This is a genomic window from Naasia sp. SYSU D00057 (assembly GCF_017916505.1).
In the GTDB taxonomy this organism is placed as follows: Bacteria; Actinomycetota; Actinomycetes; order Actinomycetales; family Microbacteriaceae; genus Naasia.
This window is the reverse complement of the sequence record NZ_JAFMSZ010000002.1, coordinates 204,195-227,166: the sequence shown is the minus strand read 5'-3', so window position 1 is coordinate 227,166 and position 22,972 is coordinate 204,195. Positions and strand designations below refer to the sequence as shown.

The 22,972-nt window shown below is 72.4% G+C and carries 25 protein-coding genes; 10 read left to right on the top strand and 15 right to left on the bottom strand.

Annotated features, from left to right (window positions below):
* Position 1 precedes the first annotated feature (1 nt).
* Positions 2–1,204 carry a fumarylacetoacetate hydrolase family protein gene (locus tag J3P36_RS08315; protein ID WP_307807006.1) on the bottom strand — a complete coding sequence of 401 codons (1,203 nt, stop codon included), beginning with the start codon at positions 1,202–1,204 and terminating at the stop codon, positions 2–4.
* 137 nt (positions 1,205–1,341) lie between these two features.
* On the opposite strand from J3P36_RS08315, the gene J3P36_RS08310 reads away from it, so the two are divergent.
* From J3P36_RS08310 to J3P36_RS08300, 3 genes are all read left to right on the top strand, one after another.
* Entirely contained in the window at positions 1,342–2,193 is an 852-nt protein-coding gene (locus tag J3P36_RS08310) for an SMP-30/gluconolactonase/LRE family protein (protein WP_210507086.1), read from the top strand.
* A gap of 75 nt (positions 2,194–2,268) precedes the next feature.
* The gene (locus J3P36_RS08305; RefSeq protein ID WP_210507084.1) at positions 2,269–2,703 is read left to right on the top strand and encodes an OsmC family peroxiredoxin; all 435 of its coding nucleotides are present in this window, start codon (positions 2,269–2,271) and stop codon (positions 2,701–2,703) included.
* A 165-nt stretch (positions 2,704–2,868) separates the two neighbouring features.
* Positions 2,869–3,309 carry a VOC family protein gene (locus J3P36_RS08300; RefSeq protein ID WP_210507082.1) on the top strand — a complete coding sequence of 147 codons (441 nt, stop codon included), beginning with the start codon at positions 2,869–2,871 and terminating at the stop codon, positions 3,307–3,309.
* A 113-nt stretch (positions 3,310–3,422) separates the two neighbouring features.
* Here the strand turns inward: J3P36_RS08300 and J3P36_RS08295 are convergent, their stop codons facing one another.
* Complete coding sequence (locus J3P36_RS08295) at positions 3,423–4,097, bottom strand: endonuclease/exonuclease/phosphatase family protein (protein WP_210507838.1); 675 nt, start codon at positions 4,095–4,097, stop codon at positions 3,423–3,425.
* A gap of 144 nt (positions 4,098–4,241) precedes the next feature.
* Between J3P36_RS08295 and J3P36_RS08290 the strand changes: the two genes are divergently transcribed.
* The gene (locus J3P36_RS08290; RefSeq protein ID WP_210507080.1) at positions 4,242–4,490 is read left to right on the top strand and encodes a zinc-ribbon domain-containing protein; all 249 of its coding nucleotides are present in this window, start codon (positions 4,242–4,244) and stop codon (positions 4,488–4,490) included.
* Positions 4,491–4,505: 15 nt separating this feature from the next.
* Here J3P36_RS08290 and J3P36_RS08285 read toward each other — a convergent pair whose 3' ends face one another.
* The 4 genes from J3P36_RS08285 to J3P36_RS08270 are packed head-to-tail and all read right to left on the bottom strand — an operon-like array spanning position 4,506 to position 6,531.
* The gene (locus J3P36_RS08285) at positions 4,506–5,033 is read right to left on the bottom strand and encodes a hypothetical protein (protein ID WP_210507078.1); all 528 of its coding nucleotides are present in this window, start codon (positions 5,031–5,033) and stop codon (positions 4,506–4,508) included.
* 29 nt (positions 5,034–5,062) lie between these two features.
* On the bottom strand, positions 5,063–6,031 hold the full coding sequence (locus tag J3P36_RS08280) for a YeiH family protein (RefSeq protein WP_210507076.1): 969 nt from the start codon (positions 6,029–6,031) through the stop codon (positions 5,063–5,065).
* Positions 6,028–6,207, bottom strand: a complete 180-nt coding sequence (locus J3P36_RS08275) for a hypothetical protein (protein WP_210507074.1) — start codon at positions 6,205–6,207, stop codon at positions 6,028–6,030. Before J3P36_RS08275 ends, J3P36_RS08280 begins: the two co-directional genes overlap by 4 nt.
* 30 nt (positions 6,208–6,237) lie before the next feature.
* Positions 6,238–6,531 (bottom strand): DUF503 domain-containing protein, encoded by a 294-nt coding sequence (locus J3P36_RS08270; protein WP_210507836.1) that lies wholly within the window; start codon positions 6,529–6,531, stop codon positions 6,238–6,240.
* Between the two features lie 38 nt (positions 6,532–6,569).
* Here J3P36_RS08270 and J3P36_RS08265 point away from each other — a divergent pair, with 38 nt between their 5' ends.
* Positions 6,570–7,133 (top strand): mismatch-specific DNA-glycosylase, encoded by a 564-nt coding sequence (locus J3P36_RS08265; RefSeq protein ID WP_210507072.1) that lies wholly within the window; start codon positions 6,570–6,572, stop codon positions 7,131–7,133.
* Between the two features lie 113 nt (positions 7,134–7,246).
* Here the strand turns inward: J3P36_RS08265 and J3P36_RS08260 are convergent, their stop codons facing one another.
* Entirely contained in the window at positions 7,247–9,031 is a 1,785-nt protein-coding gene (locus tag J3P36_RS08260; protein WP_210507070.1) for a thiamine pyrophosphate-requiring protein, read from the bottom strand.
* Positions 9,032–9,169: 138 nt separating this feature from the next.
* Between J3P36_RS08260 and J3P36_RS08255 the strand changes: the two genes are divergently transcribed.
* Positions 9,170–10,543, top strand: a complete 1,374-nt coding sequence (locus tag J3P36_RS08255) for a glucose-6-phosphate dehydrogenase (protein ID WP_210507068.1) — start codon at positions 9,170–9,172, stop codon at positions 10,541–10,543.
* Between the two features lie 324 nt (positions 10,544–10,867).
* On the opposite strand, the gene J3P36_RS08250 is transcribed toward J3P36_RS08255, so the two are convergent.
* The 4 genes from J3P36_RS08250 to J3P36_RS08235 all read right to left on the bottom strand — a co-directional run bounded on the left by J3P36_RS08250 (position 10,868) and on the right by J3P36_RS08235 (position 15,640).
* Positions 10,868–12,742, bottom strand: a complete 1,875-nt coding sequence (locus J3P36_RS08250; RefSeq protein ID WP_307807005.1) for a glycoside hydrolase family 15 protein — start codon at positions 12,740–12,742, stop codon at positions 10,868–10,870.
* Between the two features lie 68 nt (positions 12,743–12,810).
* Positions 12,811–14,244 carry a lipase maturation factor family protein gene (locus tag J3P36_RS08245; protein WP_210507066.1) on the bottom strand — a complete coding sequence of 478 codons (1,434 nt, stop codon included), beginning with the start codon at positions 14,242–14,244 and terminating at the stop codon, positions 12,811–12,813.
* Between the two features lie 237 nt (positions 14,245–14,481).
* Positions 14,482–14,667 carry a DUF2795 domain-containing protein gene (locus J3P36_RS08240; RefSeq protein WP_210507064.1) on the bottom strand — a complete coding sequence of 62 codons (186 nt, stop codon included), beginning with the start codon at positions 14,665–14,667 and terminating at the stop codon, positions 14,482–14,484.
* A 70-nt stretch (positions 14,668–14,737) separates the two neighbouring features.
* Entirely contained in the window at positions 14,738–15,640 is a 903-nt protein-coding gene (locus J3P36_RS08235) for an aldose 1-epimerase family protein (protein ID WP_307807004.1), read from the bottom strand.
* Positions 15,641–15,705: 65 nt separating this feature from the next.
* On the opposite strand from J3P36_RS08235, the gene J3P36_RS08230 reads away from it, so the two are divergent.
* Positions 15,706–16,116, top strand: a complete 411-nt coding sequence (locus J3P36_RS08230) for a hypothetical protein (RefSeq protein WP_210507062.1) — start codon at positions 15,706–15,708, stop codon at positions 16,114–16,116.
* Between the two features lie 97 nt (positions 16,117–16,213).
* Positions 16,214–17,008 carry a hypothetical protein gene (locus J3P36_RS08225; protein WP_210507061.1) on the top strand — a complete coding sequence of 265 codons (795 nt, stop codon included), beginning with the start codon at positions 16,214–16,216 and terminating at the stop codon, positions 17,006–17,008.
* On the opposite strand, the gene J3P36_RS08220 is transcribed toward J3P36_RS08225, so the two are convergent.
* Positions 17,005–17,733 carry a DUF4349 domain-containing protein gene (locus J3P36_RS08220; protein ID WP_210507060.1) on the bottom strand — a complete coding sequence of 243 codons (729 nt, stop codon included), beginning with the start codon at positions 17,731–17,733 and terminating at the stop codon, positions 17,005–17,007. The genes J3P36_RS08225 and J3P36_RS08220 overlap by 4 nt on opposite strands.
* A 317-nt stretch (positions 17,734–18,050) precedes the next feature.
* Here J3P36_RS08220 and J3P36_RS08215 point away from each other — a divergent pair, with 317 nt between their 5' ends.
* The gene (locus tag J3P36_RS08215; protein WP_210507059.1) at positions 18,051–19,034 is read left to right on the top strand and encodes an aldo/keto reductase; all 984 of its coding nucleotides are present in this window, start codon (positions 18,051–18,053) and stop codon (positions 19,032–19,034) included.
* Positions 19,035–19,134: 100 nt separating this feature from the next.
* The gene (locus J3P36_RS08210; protein ID WP_210507057.1) at positions 19,135–19,953 is read left to right on the top strand and encodes an SGNH/GDSL hydrolase family protein; all 819 of its coding nucleotides are present in this window, start codon (positions 19,135–19,137) and stop codon (positions 19,951–19,953) included.
* Here J3P36_RS08210 and J3P36_RS08205 read toward each other — a convergent pair.
* The 3 genes from J3P36_RS08205 to J3P36_RS08195 form a co-directional block, all read right to left on the bottom strand.
* A complete protein-coding gene (locus J3P36_RS08205) occupies positions 19,890–20,756 on the bottom strand; it encodes an alpha/beta fold hydrolase (RefSeq protein ID WP_210507055.1) in 867 nt (288 codons plus the stop codon). The genes J3P36_RS08210 and J3P36_RS08205 overlap by 64 nt on opposite strands.
* Position 20,757: 1 nt before the next feature.
* Positions 20,758–21,585, bottom strand: coding sequence for an aldo/keto reductase (locus J3P36_RS08200; RefSeq protein WP_210507053.1), 828 nt, complete (start codon positions 21,583–21,585; stop codon positions 20,758–20,760).
* Positions 21,586–21,691: 106 nt separating this feature from the next.
* Complete coding sequence (locus J3P36_RS08195; RefSeq protein ID WP_210507051.1) at positions 21,692–22,900, bottom strand: MFS transporter; 1,209 nt, start codon at positions 22,898–22,900, stop codon at positions 21,692–21,694.
* Positions 22,901–22,972 lie beyond the last annotated feature (72 nt).

Here is a 22,972-nt window from a genome sequence, read left to right as displayed (position 1 = left end):
TTCAATGGGAATGCGAAATGTTTCCGCGCCGTCCTGCCAGGTAGCGGAACAGCGCCGCAATGCCGAACGTCCACTCGGGCAGTTCCTCGCTGCGGCCGACCGTGTTGACGAGCGCGCCCAGGTGCCGGCTCCGGATCGAGACGACGTCGCCCGGCTTGTGCGTGAAGCCCTCGCCGGGAACGTCCCGGTCCTGCACCGGCGCGAAGAGGGTCCCGGTGTAGAGCGCGAAACCGTCCGGGTACTGGTGGTGGCGGCCGTGCGTCGCGTGCACGAGGTCCTCGAAGGTCCGGCTCATCCGGGCGACGCTGTTGCGCCCCTCCAGCACGTAGCCGTCCGTCCCCTCGACGGTGAGGAGGATCTCCTCCTGCCGCACGGTCTCCGGCGTGAAGCGGCCGTCGAAGAGGCGGATGAAGGGGCCGATCGAGCTCGACGCGTTGTTGTCCTTCGCCTTGCCGAGGAGCAGGGCGCTGCGTCCCTCGACGTCGCGCAGGTTCACATCGTTGCCGAGCGTCGCGCCGACCAGCCGGCCCGCCGAATCGGCGACGAGCACGAGCTCGGGCTCCGGGTTGTTCCACTCCGAGGTCGACGGGACGCCGATGCCGGAGCCGAAGCCGACGGAGGCGAGCACGGGCGCCTTGGTGAAGACCTCGGGGTCCGGCCCGATGCCCACCTCGAGGTACTGCGACCAGAGGCCCTCCTCGATGAGGGTTCGCTTCAGCTCGGCGGCTGCGGGGGAGCCCGGGCGCAGAGAGTGGATGGGGCCGCCGAGCGCGGCGAGCACCCGCTCGCGCACCGGGGCGGCGGCGGCCCGGTCGCCGCCGGCGCGCTCCTCGATGACCCGCTCCAGGAGGCTCTCGGCGAAGGTGACGCCGCACGCCTTCACGACCTGCAGGTCCACCGGTGCGAGCAGCCGCGGCGAGTCCGCGTCCTGCTCGAGGGAGGCGCGGACGAGGTCGGCGACGCTGCCGCGGACCGGCGCCGTGGCGCCTGCCGCGACGTCGACGGCATCCGGCCGCTCGAGGAGCTCCGACATCGTGGCGGCCGACGCGCTGAGGTCCACGTACTCGTCCCCGCGCACCGCGACGACGAGCGGGCCGCCGGCGGCGGGATCCCACACCCGGCCGACGAGCACCGCGTCGGCGCGGTCCTCGGGCAGCACTGCCGAGATGTCGGCGGGACGGTAGGCGGATGCATGCTCGACCACAAGAACTCCCTCGTCGTCCCCGTCGTGCGCCAGGCTGGGGGATGGCTGCGCCGCTCGACCGTGCGCCGCGCCGCGATGTAGGAAATATTGCCAGGGGCGAAGCGAAAGTTACAGCCCGGATCCGATGAGGAGTGCCGATGAAGGCCGAGCAGGCGACCGCGAGTGTTGCGTACCACGGAGAGGGCCCTTTCTGGGACGAGGGGGAGCAGCGGCTCCGCTTCGTCGACATGCTCGCCGGCGACGTGGTGACCCTGCTGCCCACCGGGACGGTCACGAGGCGGCACATCGGCGACGTGGCCGCCGTCCTGCGCCGGCGTGAGGAGGGCGGATACGTCGTCGCCGTCGAGCGCGGCTTCGCCCTGCTCGACGAGGACTGGCGGCAGGTCGGCTCGGTGCCGGTGTTCGACAGCCCCACCGTCCGGATGAACGAGGGCGGCTGCGACCCGCAGGGACGGTTCTACTGCGGGTCGATGGGCTACGACACCGCGGAAGGCGCGGGCGCCCTGTACCGCCTGGACCCGGACCTCAGCGTGCACGTCGTGCTGCCCGAGGTGACCATCCCGAACGGCCTGGTCTGGTCGCCGGACGGCGCCACGGTGTTCCACGCCGACACGGGGCCCGCGCTCATCTCGGCCTACGACTTCGATGCGGACCGCGGCACGCTCGAGAACCGGCGCACGTTCGCCGAGCTCGACCCCGAGACCGGAGCGCCCGACGGGGTCGCGATCGACGAGGAGGGCGGCCTCTGGGTGGCCCTCTGGGGCGGCGGCGCGGTGCAGCGGTACGCGCCCGACGGATCCCTCAGCGAGCGCATCGAGGTGGGGGCAACCAACGTGACCGCGTGCGCCTTCGCAGGGGAGGGCAGCCGCACGCTCTACATCACGACCTCGCAGCAGGGCGTCGACGTCGAGCAGGAGCCGGGCGCGGGCGCGCTGTTCGTCGCCGAGGTCGGCGTCGGCGGTGCCGCGGTCCGGCCCTTCCAGGGCTGACCCCCGCGCCCGGCGCGCGTGCTTGTATGAGCAGTGCAGCGATGCGCTGCGTACCGATGGGAAGGAATCCGCACCATGGTCGACAGCAAAGCCTCCGCCGTCTGGCAGGGGGACCTCTTCTCGGGCAGCGGCAGGGCCAAGCTCGACAGCTCGTCCGCCGGCGAGTTCGACGTCAACTGGAAGGCACGCGCTGAGAGCGGTGGCGGTGGGGGCACCACGACGCCCGAGGAGCTCCTCGCCGCCGCCCACGCCGCCTGCTTCTCGATGGCGTTCTCGAACGGGCTCGCCCAGAACGGCACCCCGCCGGAGCGGCTCGACGTGTCCGCGGTCGTGAGCTTCGTGCCCGGCACCGGCGTCACGAAGAGCGCCCTGACGGTCGTCGGCCGGGTGTCCGGCCTCGACGCCGGCAAGTTCCAGGAGCTCGCCGAGGACGCGAAGGCGAACTGCCCGGTGTCGAAGGCGCTCGCCGGAGTCGACATCGTGCTCGAGTCGGTCTCGCTCGACTCGTAGCACCGCACCGAATGCGCCCCGCGGCACCGAGTGCACCTCGGGCCCGGGGCGCATTCGGTGTTCCCGCCCGCACTCGGCGCGGCATCCGGATCGGCTCTGGCGGCGCGCCCGGTGCCGCCTGAATAATGCGAGGCGGAACCCGAACCCGAACGAAGGAGAGCGACGATGCCCACCCGACTCAACCCGTACCTGAACTTCCGCGACGAGGCGCGGGAGGCCATGACCTTCTACCAGTCCGTGTTCGGCGGCGAGCTCAACATGAGCAGCTTCGGCGAGTTCGGGATGTCGGAGGACCCGGCCGAGCAGGACAAGATCATGCACGCCCAGCTCGAGGCCCCGGACGGCCTGGTGCTGATGGGCGCCGACACCCCTAACGGCATGGAGTTCAGCCGGGGCACCGACATCTCCGTCTCCCTCAGCGGCGAGGACGAGACGCAGCTGCGCGGCTTCTGGGACCGGCTCTCGGAGGGCGCGACCATCGTCGAGCCGCTGGAGAAGGCGCCATGGGGCGACAGCTTCGGCATGCTCAACGACCGCTTCGGCGTGCGCTGGCTCGTCAACATCGCCGGCGGCCAGGGCGCCGAGGAGGGCAACCCGCCGCAGTAGTGGCACGCGGCCGCTGACCCCGAGCGCGGGCTGAGCCGCCGAGCATGGCTCCCCCGTACGGCCCGGGCCCGGCATCCGGAGCCGCGCTCAGCGGGCGGCGCAGGGCGGGCGCGTCACTCCTCCGTGATGTGCGCCTTCAGGCTGATGGGGCGGTGGTCGGAGGCGCCCGCCGGGAGCACGTCGACGCGGTCGATGGTGAAGCCCGTGGAGGTCACGAAGTCGAAGTAGCCCGAGAAGAACTTGTAGCGGACGTACGTCGGCTCGGTGGTGCGCGTCAGCGTGTACCCGGAGGTGAGGAGGCGCCGCTCGAGTCCGTTGATGAACCACGGGTAGTTGAAGTCGCCCACCATGAGGGCGGGCAGGTGCATCGCGAGCGAGCGCATCCCGTCGTGCGCGGCCGCGATCTGCTTGCGGCGCAGCTTGTTCGACGCCGTCAGCGGCGCGGCGTGGAAGTCGCCCACGAGCACCTCGCGGCCGGTCTCCCGGTCGAGCAGGTGCACCGCGAGCAGCCGCTCGTGCGCCGGGGCGAGCACACGGTCGTGCAGCGACTTGTGCACCGAGACGAGCTTCGTCGCCTTCACGATGTACTTGTCGCTGCGCGTGTAGACCGCGAGGCCCAGGCGGTTGCTCCGCGTCGCGTCCGCGAGCGCGAGATGACCGACGCCGGGCGGGAGGTCCGTGGTGTCCGCCTCCTGGAGGCACAGCACGTCGACGTCGTTCTCCTCCGACAGAGCCATGAGCTCGCCGACCGCCGAGTGCTTGCGCAGGTTGTAGCTGACGATCCTCAGTGTGCCGTTCCTCCCCGTTCCGCAGACCTCGACACACTACCCCGGCACGCGCGAGCGGCCGTGCGCGCGGGGGCGGGCTTGCAGACCAGGCGGGGGCGCGTCAAGGCGGAGCGGGCGCCGCCGGGGGCCCCTACGCTCGACCGGATGATCCTCCTGTTCGGCACCCGCGCCTTCCTCGAGCCGATCGTCACGGTGACCTTCGTCTGCGCATTCTGCGGACTGTCGGTGCCCCAGCAGGTGTACCGCCGCGTCAACCGCTTCACGCTCTTCTTCATCCCGCTGTTCACGGTGTCGCGGCGGCACTTCGTCGAATGCTCCAACTGCGGCGGCACGACGGCCCTCACCGAGCAGCAGGCGCACCATGCGCTGCAGTGGGCGGCCGCCCGCCGGTAGCGGGCGGCGCGGCCGTCAGTCCTCCAGCCCCACCCGGTCGGGGGCGTGCTTCGTGAGGCCGCGCAGCCAGTCGACCGACTCCGGCCAGGTGCGCCCCGACGGAAGCCTCCTCAGCAGCCGCCGGACGGCGTAGTAGTCGGACTCGGTGGGCAGCACCCGCATCGGCGCCACCCCGGGCAGCACTCCGAGCCACCAGTGCTTCCAGGTGACCGGCAGGTCCTCCGGGTCGAGCACGAGGTAGTAGTCGGGCAGGGATGCCTCGCCGCGGCGGAGCGCCCCCGAGGTGGCCTCGACCTCGACGTCGAGCGTGCCGAGGGTGCCCTGGTCGTCGAAGAATTCCACCCAGGCGGCCGCGACGTGCTCGAGCGGGTCACGGTCGTGCGCGACGTAGGCGGTGCGCGCCCCCTCGACGAACGACTTCACTGCCGTCTCGGGCCTGCCGGCGAGGCTCGCGGCGCGCACGTTGGGGAGCCGGTCGAGGTCCTCGAGCAGTGAGGCCGACCCGCCGACCACCACGAGAGTGGTGCTGTTCGCCCGCTCCATGCCGGGATTGTACGGCGGCGGGCGGCCGGTCAGGCCAGCCGCACCGCGAGAAGCGCGAGCGCGGCGATGAGCGCCCACGACGCGAGCCCGACGACGAGCGCCCGCCAGCCGGTCGTGACGAGGCTGCGCACCCTGACGCCGGTGCCGAGCGCGAACAGGGCCATCGCGAGCAGCGCGGTCTGTGCGAGGTCGGCGGCGTGGAGCGCGGCGTCGGGGATGGGCAGCAGCGTCCGGGCGACGATCGCCGCCAGGAACCCGGCGACGAACAGCGGCACCAGGGGAGGACGGGTCGACGCCGTCGAATCCCGCCGGCGCTCGACCGCGGCGGTCACCGCAACCATGGGCGCGAGCATCAGCACGCGCGTGAGCTTGACGACCAGCGCGATGGCGAGCGCGGCGGATCCGGCGGTGGAGGCGGTCGCGACGACCTGGCCGACGTCGTGCACTCCGGCGCCGACCCAGTGGCCGAACTCCTGTTCGTCGAGGCCGAGCGGTCCACGCAGCGCGGGCAGCACGAAGATCGCGAGCGACCCGCACAGGGTGACGAGGGCGACCGGGGTGGCGGCCTCGGTGTCCTTCGCGCGGACCGCGCCGCTCACCGCCCCGATCGCGGACGCGCCGCAGATCGAGAACCCGGCGGCCACGAGCAGCGGCTCCCGGCCCGGGAGCCGGAGGAGGCGGCCGAGGAGCAGGGTGGCACCGAAGGTGACGATCGTGATGGCGACGGTCGTCGCGATCGCGCCGCCGCCGAGGCGGGCGATGTCGCCGAGGCTGAGCTTGAGGCCGAGCAGCACGACGCCGATGCGCATGAGCCGGCGGGAGGCGAGGGCGAGGCCCGGCGCGAGACGGTCGGGGAGCCGGAACTGGCCCACGACGATGCCGAGCAGGACGGCGGCGGTGAGCAGCGGGAGAGCCGGCAGCGCGGCGCTCGCCGCCCACGCCGCGAGCGCCGCGGCCGCCGCGAGCGCTGCGCCGGGCAGGAGGCGCGCCGCCGTCACGGGCGGGCGTCCGCGAGCCGCGGGTGCACCGTCTCGTCGGTGGCGATCTCCATGCCGAGCGCGCGGGCATGGCCGAGGATGCCGTCGACGCGCACGAGGTCGGGGTCTCCGCGGACGCTGCTCCTCCCGTCCGGCACGACGTGCTCCACGTCGCAGCCGATCAGCAGCGTCGCCATGCGCCCTCCCCGCCCCCTGATGAATCGACGTCAGTCGTCCGAGCTGGCGAGCCGCTGGCGGCTGGCGAGCAGCTCGATCTCGGGGCGCTCGGCGACGAAGCGATCCATGGCGTCGAGCACCTCGTTCACGTGTCCCGGGTCGGCGGACACCACGGACGCGCCGATCCGGGCGCGGCGGTGCAGGTCCTGGTCGCCGACCTCGGCGGCGGACACCGAGAACCGGCGGCCCAGCTCCGCGACGAGCGGGCGGACGTAGCCGCGCTTCTCCTTGAGGGAGTGGACGTCGCCGAGGAGCAGGTCGAACTCGATCCAGCCGATCCACATGGGTTCAGCCTGCCACTTCACCCGGGGAGGATGGAGCGGTGGCCATGACGCGCGAGCACCTCGAGTCCTTCCGCGGGAAGAGCATCCCCGACCTCGTCGGGCCCGGTGTTCGGCTGCTGTTCGTCGGCATCAACCCGGGGCTCTGGACGGCGGCGACGGGCGCGCCGTTCGCCCGGCCCGGCAACCGCTTCTGGCCGGCGCTCGCCGAAGCCGGCATCACCGAGCACCTCGTGGACGCGTCCGCCGGCATGACGGAGGGGGACCGCGCGCACCTGGTCGAGCGCGGCGTCGGCATCACGAACCTGGTGGCCAGGGCCACCAACCGCGCCGACGAGCTGAGCGCCGAGGAGTTCCGCGCGGGGGCGATGCGGCTCGAGCGGAACGTGGCCGCCTGGCGACCGGCCGTCGTCGCGGTCGCCGGGATCACCGCCTACCGGCTCGGCTTCGGCCGCCCTCGCGCCGCCTCAGGACGGCAGCCGGAGGACCTGGCCGGGGCGCAGCTGTGGGTGGTGCCGAACCCGAGCGGCCTCAACGCCCACGCGACCCTTGCCTCGCTCGCCGCCGCCTACCGGGAACCCGCCGAGGCGGCCGGCGTCGTCTGACGCTCGCCGCCCTCACCTGTCCCTCAACAGGCGGAAACCCCTTCAACAGGCAGAGAACGGCTGATTCTGCCTGTTTCCGGGATTTCCGCCTGTTGAGGGAAAGCAGGCGAACGTCACTCCTCCTCGTGCGAGGCGTAGGTGTCGAGGAGGGTGCGGGTGTGTTCGGAACCCTCGCCCTCCGCGTCGATGCTGCTGCGCATCTGCTCGAGCTTCGCCTCGCCGGCCGGGAAGGGCGGCAGCAGCGGGACGGACGGGTCGGCGATCACCTCGATCACGACCGGACGGTCGGCGGCGAGCGCGGCATCCCAGGCGGGTCCGATCTGCGCCGGGTCGTCGACGCGGATGCCGGTGAGGCCGAGCAGGTCGGCGTACGCGGCGAACGGGAAGGCGGGCAGCGCCTGGGTCTCCTCGAACCGCGGCGCCCCCTCCATCTCGCGCTGCTCCCACGAGACCTCGGCGAGGTCGCCGTTGTTGAGGACGAGCACGACGAACCGCGGATCGGCCCACGCCGGCCACATGCGGGAGACGGTGATCAGCTCGGCGACGCCCGTCATCTGCATGCCGCCGTCACCGGCGAGCACGATCACGGGCCGGTCCGGCGCCACGAGCTTGGCGGCGATGCCGTACGGGACGCCGCACCCCATGGACGCGAGCGTGCCGGACACGTGCGCGGGCACGCCCGGCGGGAGACGCAGCTGCCGCGCGTACCAGTAGACGACGCTGCCGACGTCGAGCGCGATCGACGCGTCCGCCGGCAGCCGCGAGCCGAGCTCGCGGACGGCCAGCTCCGGATTCACCGGCCGTGCCGGCACCTGCGACCGGGTCTCCGCGATCCCCTCCCAGCGGCGCACCTCCTCCTCGATGTGCGTCCGCCAGCTGCGGTCCGCGGCCGGCTCCAACCGGTCGAGGAGGGCGGCGAGGGTTTCCGCGGCGTCCCCGACGAGCCCCACCTCGATCGGGTAGCGGTTGCCGATGACGCGGCCATCGAGGTCGATCTGCACCGCCCGCGCCTGGCCGGGCGGCGGGTAGAACTCGGTCCAGGGGTCGTTGGTGCCGACGAGGAGCAGGGTGTCGCACTCGCCGAGCAGCGCGGCGCTCGCCGTCGTGCCGAGGTGCCCCATCGTGCCGACCGCGAAGGGCAGCGTCTCGTCGACGTAAGGCTTGCCGAGGAGGCTCGTGGCGATCCCCGCGCCGAGCCGCTCCGCGATCTCGACGACCTCGGCCGCCGCCGACCGGGCGCCCTGACCCACGAGCAGCGCCACCTTGCTCCCGGCGGACAGCACCGCGGCCGCCCGGTCGAGGTCGTCGTCAGCGGGGCGGACGATGGGCCGCGTGTACTCGGCGGCGGTCACGACGATGCCGTGCTCGGCCTCGAGCTCGGGGGCCTCCGCCTTCTGCACGTCGTGAGGGACGATGACGACGGCGGGGGAGCGGGTGGCGAGCGCCGTGCGGAACGCCCGGTCGATCACGAGCGGAACCTGCTCGGGCGCCGACACCAGCTGCGTGAACTGGGCGCCCACGTCGGCGAACAGCGTCTGCAGGTTCACCTCCTGCATATAGGCGGATCCCAGCACGGTGCGGCTCTGCTGGCCGACGATCGCGACCACGGGCACGCCGTCGAGCTTCGCGTCGTAGAGCCCGTTGAGCAGGTGGATGGCCCCGGGGCCCTGCGTGGAGGTGACGACGCCGACCCCGCCCCCGTACTTCGCGTGCCCCACCGCCATGAACGCCGCGGTCTCCTCGTGCCGCGCCTGCACGAAACGCGGTCCGCCCTCGCCCGCCCGCTGCAGCGCCGCGAGGAACCCGTTGATCCCGTCGCCGCTGTAGCCGAAGACGCGGTCGACGCCCCACTCCGTGAGGCGCTCCACGATCACGTCCGACACCGTCCTGCTCGCCATCCGGCACCTCCGGCTCCACGGTTCCACCGGCCCCGAGGGCGGGTAAGGGGTTGACACCGCTAGCACTCCGGAGCGGCCGGCGCCAAGCCCCGGGGCCGCCCTGGCCCGCGCCGCGGGGGCGCGCCTAACCTCGGACGCATGGCGACTCCACGGGTCAGCGTGCTCATCCTCGGCGCCGGCGGCGACCTCACGAAGAGGCTCCTGCTGCCGGGACTCGCGAGCCTGCTCGCGAAGCATCCCTACGACGTGCAGGTGATCGGCTCCGGCATCGACGAGCGCAGCGACGCGGACTGGCAGCAGCTGATCCGCGACAGCTTCGCCAAGGTCGAGGACCCCTCGATCGCCGAGCAGTACCTCCGCGACGCCCGCTTCCTCACCGCTGACGCCACGCAGGAGGCCGACCTGCAGAAGCTCCTCGACGCGTGCGACGGCACTCCCGTCATCTACTTCGCGCTGCCGCCCGCCGTGACCGCGAAGGTGTGCGCGGCCCTCCGGCGGATCGATCTGCCCGAGGGCACTCGCCTGGCCCTGGAGAAGCCGTTCGGCGTCGACGAGGCGAGCGCGCGGAAGCTCAACCGGCTCATCGGGCGCCTGGTGCCCGAGGAGCAGGTGTTCCGGATCGACCACTTCCTCGGCATGTCGATGGTGCTGAACATCCTGGGCCTGCGCTTCGCGAACCAGTTCCTCGAGCCGGTGTGGCACTCGGGCACGGTCGACAAGGTCGAGATCATCTACGACGAGACCCTCGGCCTCGAGGGCCGCGGCGGCTACTACGACAAGGCGGGCGCCCTTGTCGACATGCTGCAGAGCCACCTCCTCGAGGTGCTCGCGCTCATCGCCATGGAGGAGCCCCCGCGCCTCGACGAGACGGAGCTCCGCTCGAACATCGCCCAGGTGCTCCGCAGCACCCGCGTGTGGCAGGGCGACCCGGTCACCGCCAGCAAGCGCGCCCGGTACTCGGCCGGCAGAGTCGGCGACAGGCAACTGCCGTCCTACGCGGACGAGCCCGGCGTCGACGCCGCACGGAAGACGGAGACGCTCGCGCAGGTCACCTTCGGCGTCGACACGGCCCGCTGGCGCGGTGTTCCGTTCACCCTCCGCTCCGGCAAGGCGATCGGCAAGTACGTCACCGAGGTCCGCGTGACGATGAAGCCGGTGGAGACCATGCCCGGGATGGCCGGCGCGCCCGAACCGGACCGCATCGTGCTCGACCTCAAGACCGGAGAGGTGGAGTTCCGCCTCAGCATGAACGGCAGCGACGACCCCTTCGAGCTGGAGCAGACCGTGCTGCGCGTGAAGAAGGACCCGGGGGAGATGCTGCCCTACGGCCAGGTGCTGCGCGGCATCCTCGACGGCGACCCGCTCCTGTCGGTCCGCGGCGACATCGCGGAGCAGAGCTGGCGAATCGTGGAGCCGGTCCTCAAGGCGTGGCGCGAGGACCGCGTCCCCCTCGAGGAGTACCCGGCGGGGTCCCAGGGCCCGGAGGGCTGGACCGCGCCGACCAGCGCGTAGGGCCGTCCCGCCCACCGGTGCTCGAGGAGGCCCGCGCGGCGGGCGGTCTCGCCCCCCCCCGGTGATTGAGGAGACACGCGGAGCGGGCCGTCTACCCTCCGGTGATTGAGGAGGCCCGCGGAGCGGGCCGTCTACCCTCCGGTGATTGAGGAGGCCCGCGGAGCGGGCCGTCTCGAAATCACCCGACGTGCCTCGAGAGCCCGACCACGCGTGGCTGAGTCCGAAGACACGTCGCGTGATTTCGAGACGCGGGCCTGCGGCCCGCTCCTCAATCACCGGGGGTGCGGATGCTCCTTGATCACCGGGGGTGCGATGCGCCGCGGCTCAGCTCGCCTGGCGGGCCGTCGACTCCTGCTCCACCTCGCCCTCGCCGCGGACGAACGGCAGCTCGTCCTCGCGGCCCCGCTCCGCCGCCGCGATCGCGTCCGCCGCCCGCACGAGGGTGAGGTGGGAGAGCGCCTGCGGGGTGTTGCCGATGTGCCGGCCGCTGGCGGGGTCGTACTCCTCGCTCAGCAGTCCGACGTCGTTGACGAGTCCGGTCAGCCGCTCCATCAGCTTCCGCGCGTCCGCGGTCCGACCCGACGCGGCGTACTGCTCGACAAGCCAGAAAGAGCAGGCGAGGAAGGGGTGCTCGGTTCCGGCGAGCCCGTCGACGCCCGTCTCGGTGCGGTAGCGGAGGAGCAGGCCGTCCTCCATCAGGTCCTCCTCGATGGCGGCTACCGTGCCGAGCATCCGCGGGTCGTCGGCGGCGACGAAGCCGATCTGCGGCAGCTGCAGCAGGGCCGCGTCGACGCCGGTGCCGCCGTAGTACTGGGTGAACGTGTTCCGCTCCGGGTCGTAGCCGCGCTCGAGGATCTCGTCGCGCACCCGATCGCGCAGCGCCTCCCAGTGCTCCGCGTCACCCGGCAGCCCGAACTCCCGGATGCCCTGTGCGCCGCGGTCGAACGCGGCCCACACCATGGCGCGGGAGTGGGTGAAGTGCTTCTCCTCGCCGCGGATCTCCCAGATGCCGCGGTCCGGCTGCTGCCAGTTCTCCTCGAGGAAGCGCAGCAGCGCCACCTGCAGGGGCCAGGACGCACGCGTCTCCTTCAGGCCGAGCTTGCGGGCGCCGTGCAGCGCGACCATCACCTCGCCGAAGATGTCCCACTGCCGCTGCGTGTAGGCCGCGTTGCCGATCCGCACCGGGGCCGCGCCGCCGTAGCCGGAGAGGTGGGGCAGTTCGTACTCGGGCAGGCGCCGCTCGCCGCCGATCCCGTACATGATCTGCACGTCGGCGGGGTCGCCGGCGATCGCGCGCAGCAGCCAGCCGCGCCACTCCTGCGCCTCCTCGCGGTAGCCGTGGGTGATCAGCACACCGATGGTGAGCGCCGCGTCGCGCAGCCACACGTACCGGTAGTCCCAGTTGCGGATGCCGCCGAGCTCCTCGGGCAGGCTCGTCGTCGCGGCCGCGACGATCCCGCCGGTGTCCTCGTGCGTGAGGGCGCGCAGCACGAGCAGCGACCGCTGCACCTGCTCGTCGAACGGGGACGGCGGATTGCTGCGCGCCGCCCAGTCCTTCCACCACTCGGTCGTGCGGCGCAGCTCGAGGTCCACGTTGATGGGCGACGGGGGCTCTCGGAAGGAGGGGTACCAGGTGAGCACCAGGTCGACCGTCTCGCCTTCGGCCACCTCGAACTCGGCGACGTGGCGCAGCCCGCCGGACGGCCGCAGCTTGGGGCCGCGATGGATGACGGCGTCCGGACCGGCGGTCGCGAGCATCGCGTTGCCGCCCTCGTCCGGGATCTGCCGGACCCACGGCACGGCCTCGCCGTAGTCGAAGCGGATGCGCAGGTGCTCGTCGAAGCGGACTCTGCCGGAGCGGCCGGTCACCCGCCGGACGATGTTCGCCCGTCTGTCGTGCAGCGGCATGAACTCGAGGACCTCCGCCTCGCCCTCCGCCGTGCGCCATAGGGTGCGCAGCACGAAGGTGCCGGGCAGGTACTCGCGGATGGTCTCGAGCACCTCGCCGGCGGGCCGCACGCTCCAGTGACCGGCGTTGTCCGTGTCGAGGAGCGCCGCGAACATGGCGGGGGAGTCGAAGCGCGGCATGCAGAGCCAGTCGATGCTGCCCGTCCGCGAGATGAGCGCTGCCGTGTGCAGGTCGCCGATCATCGCGTAGTCCTCGATCGGCGCGGTCTCGGTCGGTGCCGTCTCCGCCACGCGTCCTCCTTCGTCCTGGTGCCTCGACGCTATAGAGGGGAGCCGCCGTGCGGCACCCGTTGCGCCGGTCAGCGGAAGTCGTCCCGGTTCACGGGGCGCACGGCGAGGCGGATGGGGTCGCGGACCCACCAGTCGCCCGTCTCCTTCTTCTCCTGCCGCGTCGTGAACCGGTACAGGTAGAGGCGGGCGCGCACCCAGCGGGGGCGCTCGCCGCCGAACGGGTCCTTCCGCAGGAGCCGCAGCGTCTGCTTGTCCGCGTCGAGGAGCTTCCCGAGGAACGCGACGAACCAGCGGTCGTCGCCGCCGAGCGGCAGGAACCACATCAGCCAGTCGAGGCGCAGGTGGTACGGCGCGAACTGCCGCGGCATCCGCCCCGGCTCGGTGGGCTTGCCCTTGAACAGGTACTCCCGCCAGTCCGCATCCGCCGTCGGCTGGGAGTCGAGCGTGCCCTCGACCGCGATCTCGTACCGCCGGCGCGTGACGCTGCCGAACGCCCCGTACGCGTTGACGAGATGCAGCCGGTTGAAGCTCGCATTCATCAGCTGGTTGCGGGAGAGCAGGTTGCGGGCGGGCCAGAAGCTCAGCACCACGAGGAGGACCGTGGCGCCGAGGGTGATCGCCGTCCAGTAGAGAGGGAGCGGGGCGTCCTGGCCGAGGTCGGCGGGGATCGCCGGGACCAGCCAGTGCACGGCCGAGTCGCCGACCGCCGCGAACGCGAGCACGATGGTGATCCAGTTCAGCCAGGCGAAGTTGCCGCTCAGCACGAGCCAGCCCTGGGTGACGATGACGAGCGCCGCGGCGATCGTCGCGATCGGCTGCGGAAGGAACAGCAGGAACGGGACGACGAGCTGTGCGATGTGGTTGCCGATGACCTCGAGCCGGTGGATCGGCTTCGGCAGCAGGTGTGCGAAGCGGCTGACCGGGTTCGGCATCGGCTGGGTCTCGTGGTGGTAGTAGAGGGCGGTCAGGTTGCGCCACTCCTCGCCGCCGCGCATCTTGATCATCCCGGCTCCGAACTCGAGCCGGAAGACGAGCCAGACGAACAGGATCATGATCGTCGTCGGCGGCGCGACCTCGTTCGAGCCGAGGAACGCGGCCGTGAATCCGGCCTCGAGCAGCAGCGACTCCCAGCCGAAGCCGTAGAAGGTCTGGCCGACGTTGACGATCGACAGGTAGAGAGCCCACATCACGAGGAACACGAGCATCGGCACCCACGGCGGCCCGGTCTGGGGCAGGCCCACCACCACCAGGGCCGCCAGCACCGCTCCGACGATCGCGACGGCCCGCAGGAGGCCGTCGGAGTACCGCCAGCGGAAGAGCGTGGGACCGATCGCGCCTCCGGCCCGGGCGATCAGGCGGGGGACGGGCAGGAGTCCGCGCTCGCCGAGGAGGGCGGGGAACTGCGCGAGGGTGGAGAGGAAGGCGATCAGGTAGACCGCCCCGATGCCGCGCTGCAGCACCTGCCGGGCGATCTCGGAGTCGTTCGCCGCCAGCCACTCCATGGGGTCACGCTAGGTCCGCCCCAGCGGCCCCTCAACCGGGTTGACGCGTCTCGGGAGCCTCCCCACCCGGTGACCGAGGAGGCCGCGCAGCGGCCGTCTCGAGATCAGGCGACCTCGTCCTCGAACCCAGCGGCGTCGGTCGGGTCTGGAGCAGGTCACGCGATCTCGAGACGCGGGCCTGCGGCCCGCTCCTCGATCACCGGGGTGGGGCCTGGGGCCGCAGTCACCGGGAACGGGTCAGCTGTTGCTGATCGCCTCGTTGACGTCGGTCGGGCGCTCGTAGCTGCGCTCCGGCAGGCCGCGCAGCGCCTCCATCACGTCGTCGCCCGCACCGGACGACTCGGCGTGCTTCACGATCGCGTCCTTGTCGGCCGGGTACTCCATGCCGCCGAGCGCCTTCTGGATCTCGATGGGACTCACCATGGACGTCTCCTTCCTCTCGCCCGCGACGCTAGCCCTGCCCGGGCCCGGCCGGAAGGTGTTGACGAGGCGGTCAGACGGCGGTGAGCGTCCAGGAGCCCGAGAAGCTCTCGCCGGGCTCGAGGACGATCAGCCCGGTGCCCGTGTTGAAGGCGTCGGGTGCGCACGTCATCGGCTCGACGGCGATGCCGCCGCGGGCGAGATCGGGCACGTCGGCGGTGAACGCCTGCACCCACGGGTACTCCTCGCCCCAGGTGAGGGAGACGCCGTGCCCGTCGCCGGCGAGGAGACGCACCTCCGCGAGCCCGTCGCCGCCCCGCGCCAGGCCGGTGAAGGCGTGGTCCATCTGCGTGCCGCCGACGCTGCGGGCCTGCCGGAAGTCGAGCTCGGCCGGCACATCCACCTCGCGGATCGGGGAGAGGCGCTCGTCCACCTCGAGGACGCGGGACGTGGGCAGGGTCAGCGTCCAGTCGTCGGCCGTGCCCGGTCCGCCGACCAGATAGGTGTGCGTCGCCGTGCCGAACGGCGCCCGGCTCGGGCCGGCGTTGGTCGCGGACACGGTGCAGGTGAGGCCGTCCGGTCCGAGCGCGAAGCGGACCAAGGTCGTGATCCGGTGCGGGTAGCCCTGCTGCGGCTCGACGGTCGCCTCGAGCGTCACCGCGTCCGCCGACTGCTCGGTGGCGGTGTAGTCGAGCCAGGAGGCGAGCCCGTGCAGGGCGTGACCGCGCTCCGGCTCGGTGATCGCGAGCTGCCGCTCCTCGCCCTCGAACGTGTAGCGGCCGTCGACCACCCGGTTGGGCCATGGGAAGAGGGCGGCGGCACCGAGGTAGCGGGGGCGCAGCTCGTCCGCGTCGAAGGGGAGGATGAGGTCGCGCTCGCCGCGGCGGAGCGTGCGGAGGGTGGCGCCGACGCTGGCGATCTCGGCACGGTACTCGCCGGAGGCGAGCGAGAACTGGGTTCCGGAGAGAGGGGTCACGCTGACGATTCTGCCCTGGGAACGCCCCCGGCCTGCTCTCGGGCGGGGGCGCGCATAATGGCCGCGTGATCTCGCTGCCCCTCGCCCGTGCCCTGCACACCGCCGGCCTCCGTTGGAAGCCCGCCTCGGGCGACCGGTTCAGCATCGACCGGGCGGAGGTGCTGGGGGACGTCTTCACGGTCAGCGAGATGACCGTCGAGGCGCACAGCTATCCGACGGGCACGATCCTCGGCTTCAACGGCACCACGGAGTGGGCCCTCGACTCGGTCGCCATCGAGGACGCGCTGTGGCTGCCGCGCGAGGACCAGCTGCGGGAGCTCCTCGGCGGCACGTTCCGCTCCCTCTCGGCGGTCGAGGGTGGCTTCGAGGTGCGGATCGTGTTCCGCGGCGAGGAGAGCGCCTACCGCGCCGAGAGCGCAGCGGACGCGTACGCGGAGGCTCTGCTGACGCTCGTGACGGCCTCCGCCGAGTTCTGACTCGGAATTCGCCGAGGCTCTGGCGCGTCGCTTTCGGATTGCGCAGGATAGTTCTTGTCCCTCGGGGGAGGGACAAGACACGCTCGGGGGGAAGCAGATGCGCACGACGATCGCGTTCCGCGTCGCCGCCGCACTCGCTCTCGTCACCGGTCTGACCGCCGCGGGAGCGACGGCGGCGTTCGCGAACGAGACCGACTCCGAGGTCTGCATGAGCCTGCCCATGGCAGAGGCGTGCATCCCCGACCTCCCGGTCGAGGAGGACCCCGAGCCGGAGCCGGATCAGTCCACGCCTCCGCCGGACGACAGCGGCTCCACCGGCGGGGACGCCGGAGCAGGCTCGGGCGGAGCGAACACGGGCGGCAACCAGACCGCTCCCGGGAACGCCGGCACCCAGCCCGCGCCCGCGCCCGCCGCCCCCGCGCCCGCCGTGCCCGCTCCTGCTGGGCCGGCACCCGCGCCGGCCGCGCCGGCACCCGCCCCCGCCGCCGGCTCCTCGGGATCAGCCCCGGCCCCCTCGTCCGGGTCGGCGTCGAACTCCGGGTCCGCGGCGAAGAGCGGATCCGCCGTCTCGGACGTGCCGGACACCACGACGGCGGCGCCGGCCGTTCCTGTGGCGCCGCAGGGCCCCGTGCTGACCCAGGTGGAGTCGCAGGCCGCGACGCGCGCGCTCGAGGAGGCCCGCGAGACGCTGCCCACCACGGTGGAGCCGAACACCCGCCTCCTGGCCGGCAACACGTCGTCGAAGGGGTCGCTGATGCCGTCGCCGGACGACTCCGGCCTGCTCGCCCTCATCGTCGCGATGGGCGTCGCGAGCGCCGGCTGCGCCGTCGCCGCGGTCGTGCTGCGGAAGCGCGCCCGTCCCCGCCACCTCGCGAAGGCCGGTCGCTCCTAGGCGGCGGGCGGTGCCTCCGGCGCTTCCGGACCCCTTCCCCGGGAGCGCCGGCGGCGCAGCCGCAACAGGGCGAAGACGATGAGCCCGACCAGGCCGAGGAACACGATCCACGGCAGTGCGGCGCCGACCGCGACGAGGGTCCAGCCGAGGGCGGCGACGAGCGCCGCGAATCCCGCCGCCACGGCGCCCGGGAAGTCGGTCGGCGTCGGGGTCGGCAGCGCCGCCGGAGTGCTGATCGCGATCGTGATGGTCGCGTAGTCGACCTGGTCCGCGAGGTAGGTGCGCTGCGCGGTGAGGCTCTCGAGCTCCGCCTCGCGTTCGCTCAGCGCCGTCTCGATGGCGACGAGGTCCGCCGTGCTCGCCGCGCTCGTCAGCAGCTGGCGCAGCCGGTCGACGGAGGCCTGCAGGCTCGCGATCCGCGCGTCGAGGTCGGTGGTCTGCTGGGTCACGTCGTTGGAGCTCGTCGACAGCGATTGCACCGTGCCGAGCTCCTCGAGGTCGGCGAGCGTCGCATCCAGCCGGTCGGCGGGAATGCGTGCGACCAGCTGAGCGCTCGCCTTCTGCCGGTCGCTCGGCGGCTCCTTGGTGACGCCGTCGAGACGGCCGCCGGCCGCCTCGACGACCCGGCGGGCCTCGTCCGCGGCCTCCAGCGGGTCGGGGGGAGACGAGCGTGAGGTAGCCGGTGACCACGACGTCCCGGCCGTCGCTCGCGTCGCCGTCCTCACCGGCGGCATCCTCGCCGACGGCCGGCTCCCCGACGGCGGGCTCGCGCACCGGCTGGTCCGGTGCGACGACTCCGGGGGAGTCCCCGCCGCTCGAGCTCGAGCCGCCCGCCGTGCCCGTGCATCCGGCGAGGGTGAGAACCAGCGCCGCCACCGCGGCGATTCGCAGAGGGACCCTCATGTCGCACACGCTAGTTCCGCCGTCCCTGGTCGGACGGGGGCGGCGAGGATCGTTATGGATCCGTCGCCGGTTCGGCATTCGAGGCCTGAGCGGGTAGAAAAGGGAGGTCGCCGGGAACCCGGCCCGGACGGAGGACAGGATGCAGACGCGCACGCTCGGACGGACCGGACGGACGGTCTCGGTGATCGGACTCGGGACCTGGCAGCTCGGGGCCGACTGGGGCGACGTCGACCCGGCGGACGCCCGCGCGGTCCTCGACACCTCCCTCGCGGAGGGCGTCACCTTCTACGACACCGCCGACGTGTACGGCGACGGCCGGAGCGAGCGCTTCCTCGGCGAGTTCCTCCGCGCGAACCCGGACGCGGGCATCACCGTCGGCACCAAGATGGGGCGCCGCGTCGACCAGGTGCCGGAGAACTACGTCCTCGACAACTTCCGCGCGTGGACCGACCGGTCCCGGGAGAACCTCGGCGTCGAGACCCTCGACCTGGTGCAGCTGCACTGCCCGCCCACGGCCGTCTACGAGTCCGAGGAGGTCTTCGACGCGCTCGACACCCTCGTCGAGGAGCAGGCCATCGCCGCCTACGGCGTCAGCGTCGAGGAGACCGCGCAGGCGCTCACCGCCATCGCGCGGCCTGGCGTGGCGACCGTCCAGATCATCCTCAACGCGTTCCGCCTCAAGCCGCTCGACGAGGTGCTGCCCGCCGCGGCGGCCGCCGGTGTCGGCATCATCGCGCGCGTGCCTCTCGCGTCCGGCCTGCTCAGCGCCAAGTACACCGAGAGCACGACGTTCGCGGAGAACGACCACCGCACCTACAACCGGCGCGGCGAGGCGTTCGACGTCGGCGAGACGTTCTCGGGCGTCGACTTCGCGACCGGCGTCACCGCCGCCCGCGAGTTCGCGGAGCTCGTGCCGGACGGCCTCACCTCCGCCCAGGCGGCGCTCGCCTGGATCGCGCAGCTGCCTGAGGTGAGCACCGTCATCCCGGGCGCCCGCAACCCCGAGCAGGCGCGGGCGAACGCGGCGGCGGGCTCCGTGCCCGACCTCGGCGACGACTTCCGCCGCGGCGTCCGCGACATCTACGACCGCCGCTTCCGGGAGGCCGTGCACGCCCGCTGGTGAGCGCGCCGTCGCGGGGGCTGACGTGTGTGGTCGTCCCCGTGACGCCCCTGGGTCCAAACGCCCTGTCCGGCGTCGAGGACCGGACGTTACCGTGCGCGCCATGTTCCAGAACCTCCGCGGCCGGAAGGGCCGCCTGGCCGGTATCGCCGCGGCCATTCCACTCTCGCTGGGTCTCCTGGTAGGGGCCGCTCAGCCCGCCGCCGCCCACACTCCGGACGAGTACGTCGCGCTCGGCGACTCGTACACCGCCGGGCAGGGCGCGGGGGGCGAGGACCCGACCTGCTTCCGCAGCCCGAACGGCTACCCGTCCCACGTCTCGCAGCTCGGCTACAAAGTCGAGAATCGGGCCTGCCAGGGAACGACCACCCTCGGTCTCCTCAGAAGTCAGCTCTCCGGCACGCCTTACTGGCAGGTCGGCCTCGTGTCCCTCACGGTGGGCGGGAACGACGCCGGCTTCCCCCTGCTCGGGGTCAAGTGCCAGGCGGAGCTGACGGCGCTGGCCGACCCTCGTGTCGTTCCCCCGCCGGTGAGCCCGGGATGCGCTCAGCTGCTCGACATCAACCGCTGGGAAACCGCGGACCTCACCGTCCGGCTCACCGGGACCTACCTGGCGGTGAGGGGCGCCTTCCCGTTCGCGAGAGTGGTGGCCCTCGGCTACCCGCACCTCTTCCCGGCGGGAACGGACTTCACCAACCGACTGCACAAGGCGGTCGATGATCTGAACAGCATCATCCGGAACTCCGCCGGCAAGACCGGAGTGCGGTACGCGAGCGTGACCGAGGCGTTCGACGCGCACCCGACCTGGATCAGTCACGCCTTCGGGACGCTTGGTTTCCTGCATCCGACAGCCGAGGGCTATCGGGACGGGTACTTCGGTGCGCTGCGGAGTGTTGTGGGCGGGCCCGTGCCCGTCGGCTGAGCGGCGGCCGCTGTTCGGTCGGGCCCGCTCCCCGTCGCTGGCCCGACCGGTGGGTTCGGCGTCTGGAGGAAGCCGTCGAGGATCCGGAGGAAGGCCTCCGGGTCGTCGCGGTGGATGTTGTGCCCGGAGCCGGGAACCGTGACCGCCTCCACGCGCGGGTTCACCGCCGCGAGGGATTCGGCCAGCTGCGGCGGGAGGAGTCCGCCCAGCTCGGGGTCGGCGGCGATGAGCAGGGTGGGCAGCGGTAGCGAGCGGAGCCGGTCGGCGACCTGCCACTCCGACAGGTCATCGGTGCTCGCGACGACGGTCGCCGCCTCGACGTGCTCCATCGCCGCCATCTTCGCGGCGACGTCGCGCTCGTGCCACCGCGGATGGCCGGCCCGGACGCTCTCGGCGGTCGCGTGCTCCACGTCGCGCAGGATGCCCGCGCGGATGCGCGCGAGTCCCCGGGCGTCGGGAGCGAGCACCGGATCGACGAGGACGAGCCGGGACGTCCAGGAGGTGTCCTCGGCCGCCGCGCGGAGCGACGAGGTGCCGCCCAACGAGTGGGCGACCACGAGGTCCCACGGGCCGCCGCGGTCCGGCTGCACGCCGAGGAGGTCGGCCGCGTAGTCGGTGATCCGGTAGGAGTCGGCACGGTCGGCCTCGCCGTGTCCGCGGAGGTCGACGGCGGTCACGCGTCGGCCCCGCTCGGCGAGGTGCGCGGCGACCCGCCACCAGCTCGACGCGATGCTCGAGAGCCCGTGCACGAGCAGTGTCGACGGCCCGTCGACCGGGCCGTCGGTGTATCGGGGGAGCCGCACGTCAGTCGAGGTCCGGATTGCGGCCGGTGCGCTCGCCCGTCGAGAGGCGCGCGATGGCGCTCATGTCGTCGGCGTCGAGCTCGAAGTCGAACACCTCGAAGTTCTCCCGGATGCGGGCCGGCGTCACCGACTTGGGGATCACCACCGTGCCCTGCTGCACATGCCAGCGCAGCACGACCTGCGCGGCCGTCCGCCCGTGCTTCTCGGCAATCCTGTCGAGCACCGGGTTGCCGAGCACGCGGCCGCGTGCGAGCGGCGACCACGCCTCCGTGACGATGCCGTGCGCCTGGTCGAAGGCGCGCACCTCATCCTGCGGCAGCCACGGGTGCAGCTCCACCTGGTTGACGGCCGGCGGCACCTCGCCCTCGGCGAGGACGCGTTCGAGGTGCTGGGGCGAGAAGTTGGAGACGCCGATCGAGCGGGCGCGCCCGTCGGCCCGGAGGCGCTCCAGCGCCCGCCAGGTGTCGACGTAGAGGTCGCGACTCGGCACCGGCCAGTGGATGAGGTAGAGGTCGACGTAGTCGAGGCCGAGGCGGGCCATGCTCTCGTCGAACGCGCGCAGCGTCCGGTCGTAGCCGTGGTCGTCGTTCCAGACCTTCGTGGTGACGAAGAGGTCCTCGCGGGCGACCGGCGCATCCCGCACCGCGCGACCGACGCCCCGCTCGTTGCGGTACAGCGTCGCCGTGTCGATGTGCCGGTAGCCGACCTCGAGGGCCGAGCGGATCACCGACTCCACCTCGCTCTCCGGCACCTTGTAGACGCCGAGCCCGAGCTGCGGGATCGTGCGGCCGTCGTTGAGCTCGAGCGAGGGAACGCGGTCGGAGGTCACGCCGCCAGTATCCCGGCCCGGAATCCGCGACGGGCCTGCAACGGAACGACCGTTCTGCAACGGCACGCGGTTGCGAGACGGTCGTTCGGTTGCGAGCACGCCGCGGTCAGCTGGGCTGGATCGCGACCGGCTCGGTGTCCGGGATCGGGCTCGCGTCGCGATGCCGGAGATCCGGGTGCCAGCGCTTGCCCGCCACGGCCGCGATCGTGCCGGCCGCGGCCAGGGCGACGGCGATCCAGAAGGCGCCCGCCGGCCCCGCCGTGTCGATGTAGAAGCCGGCGGCGGCCGAGCCGAGAGCGGCGCCGATCAGCTGGCCTGTGCCGATCCAGCCGTACGCCTCCGCGGTGTCGCTGAATTTGACGCTCGACGAGGTGATCGCGAAGAGCACTGCCAGGGCGGGGGCGAGGCCCAGCCCCGAGATCACGAGCGTGATCGCGAGCCACCAGAAGTCGAGCATCGCGAGCGCCAGGCCCAGGCCGGCGGTGACGAGCAGCATGCGCCGCGCGAGCGCCCACGGTCCGATCGGCACGTGACCGAACAGCAGGCCGCCGACGAGCGACCCTATCGACCAGATGGCGAGGATGACGCCCGCCTCCGGGCCGTGGTCGCCGAAGACGGCGACGACGCCCGCCTCCACCGCGGCGCACGAGCCGACGAGCAGGAAGCCGACGACAGTGGCGAGCAGCACAGTGGGCCGACGGAGGACCGCTCCGAAGCGGCGCTTGCTGCGCGGGATGCGGACACGGCCGAGCTCGGGGGAGGAGATGAACCAGGCGCCGCCGACCACCGTCATCGCGACGGAGAGCAGGATGCCCTCGACGGTGCCGATCTGAGTCGAGACGAAGGTGACGATCACGGGACCGCCGACCCAGATCAGCTCCTGGGCGGACGCGTCGAGCGAGAACAGCGGAGTGAGCTGCCGCGAGTTGACGATCTTCGGGTAGATGGTGCGCACGGCCGGCTGGATCGGCGGATACGTCAGCCCGGCGAGAAGAGCGACCGCCATCGACAACGGCACGGCCTGCGGCACGAGCGCGATCTCCGTGATCGCGAGGGCGCAGAGCACCGTGGTCACGATGAGGACCGGGCGCATCCCGAGCCGCCCCATCAGGCGGCTGGTGAGCGGTCCGGACACGGCCTGCCCCGCGCTGAGCGCGGCGAGCACGAGGCCCGCCGCGGTGTACGAGCCGGTGGTGCGCTCGATGTGCAGCAGGAAGCCGAGCGAGAGCATTCCGCTCGGGAATCTGGCCAGCAGCTGGGCCGACATGATGCGGGCGACGCCCCTGGTGCGCAACAGATCGGCGTAACTACTCACAGGGCTTACATCCTAGAGCCCAGCAACTGTCAGGGGTCGGGCCTAGCGTGTGGATAAGTTCGCCCTCGTTGT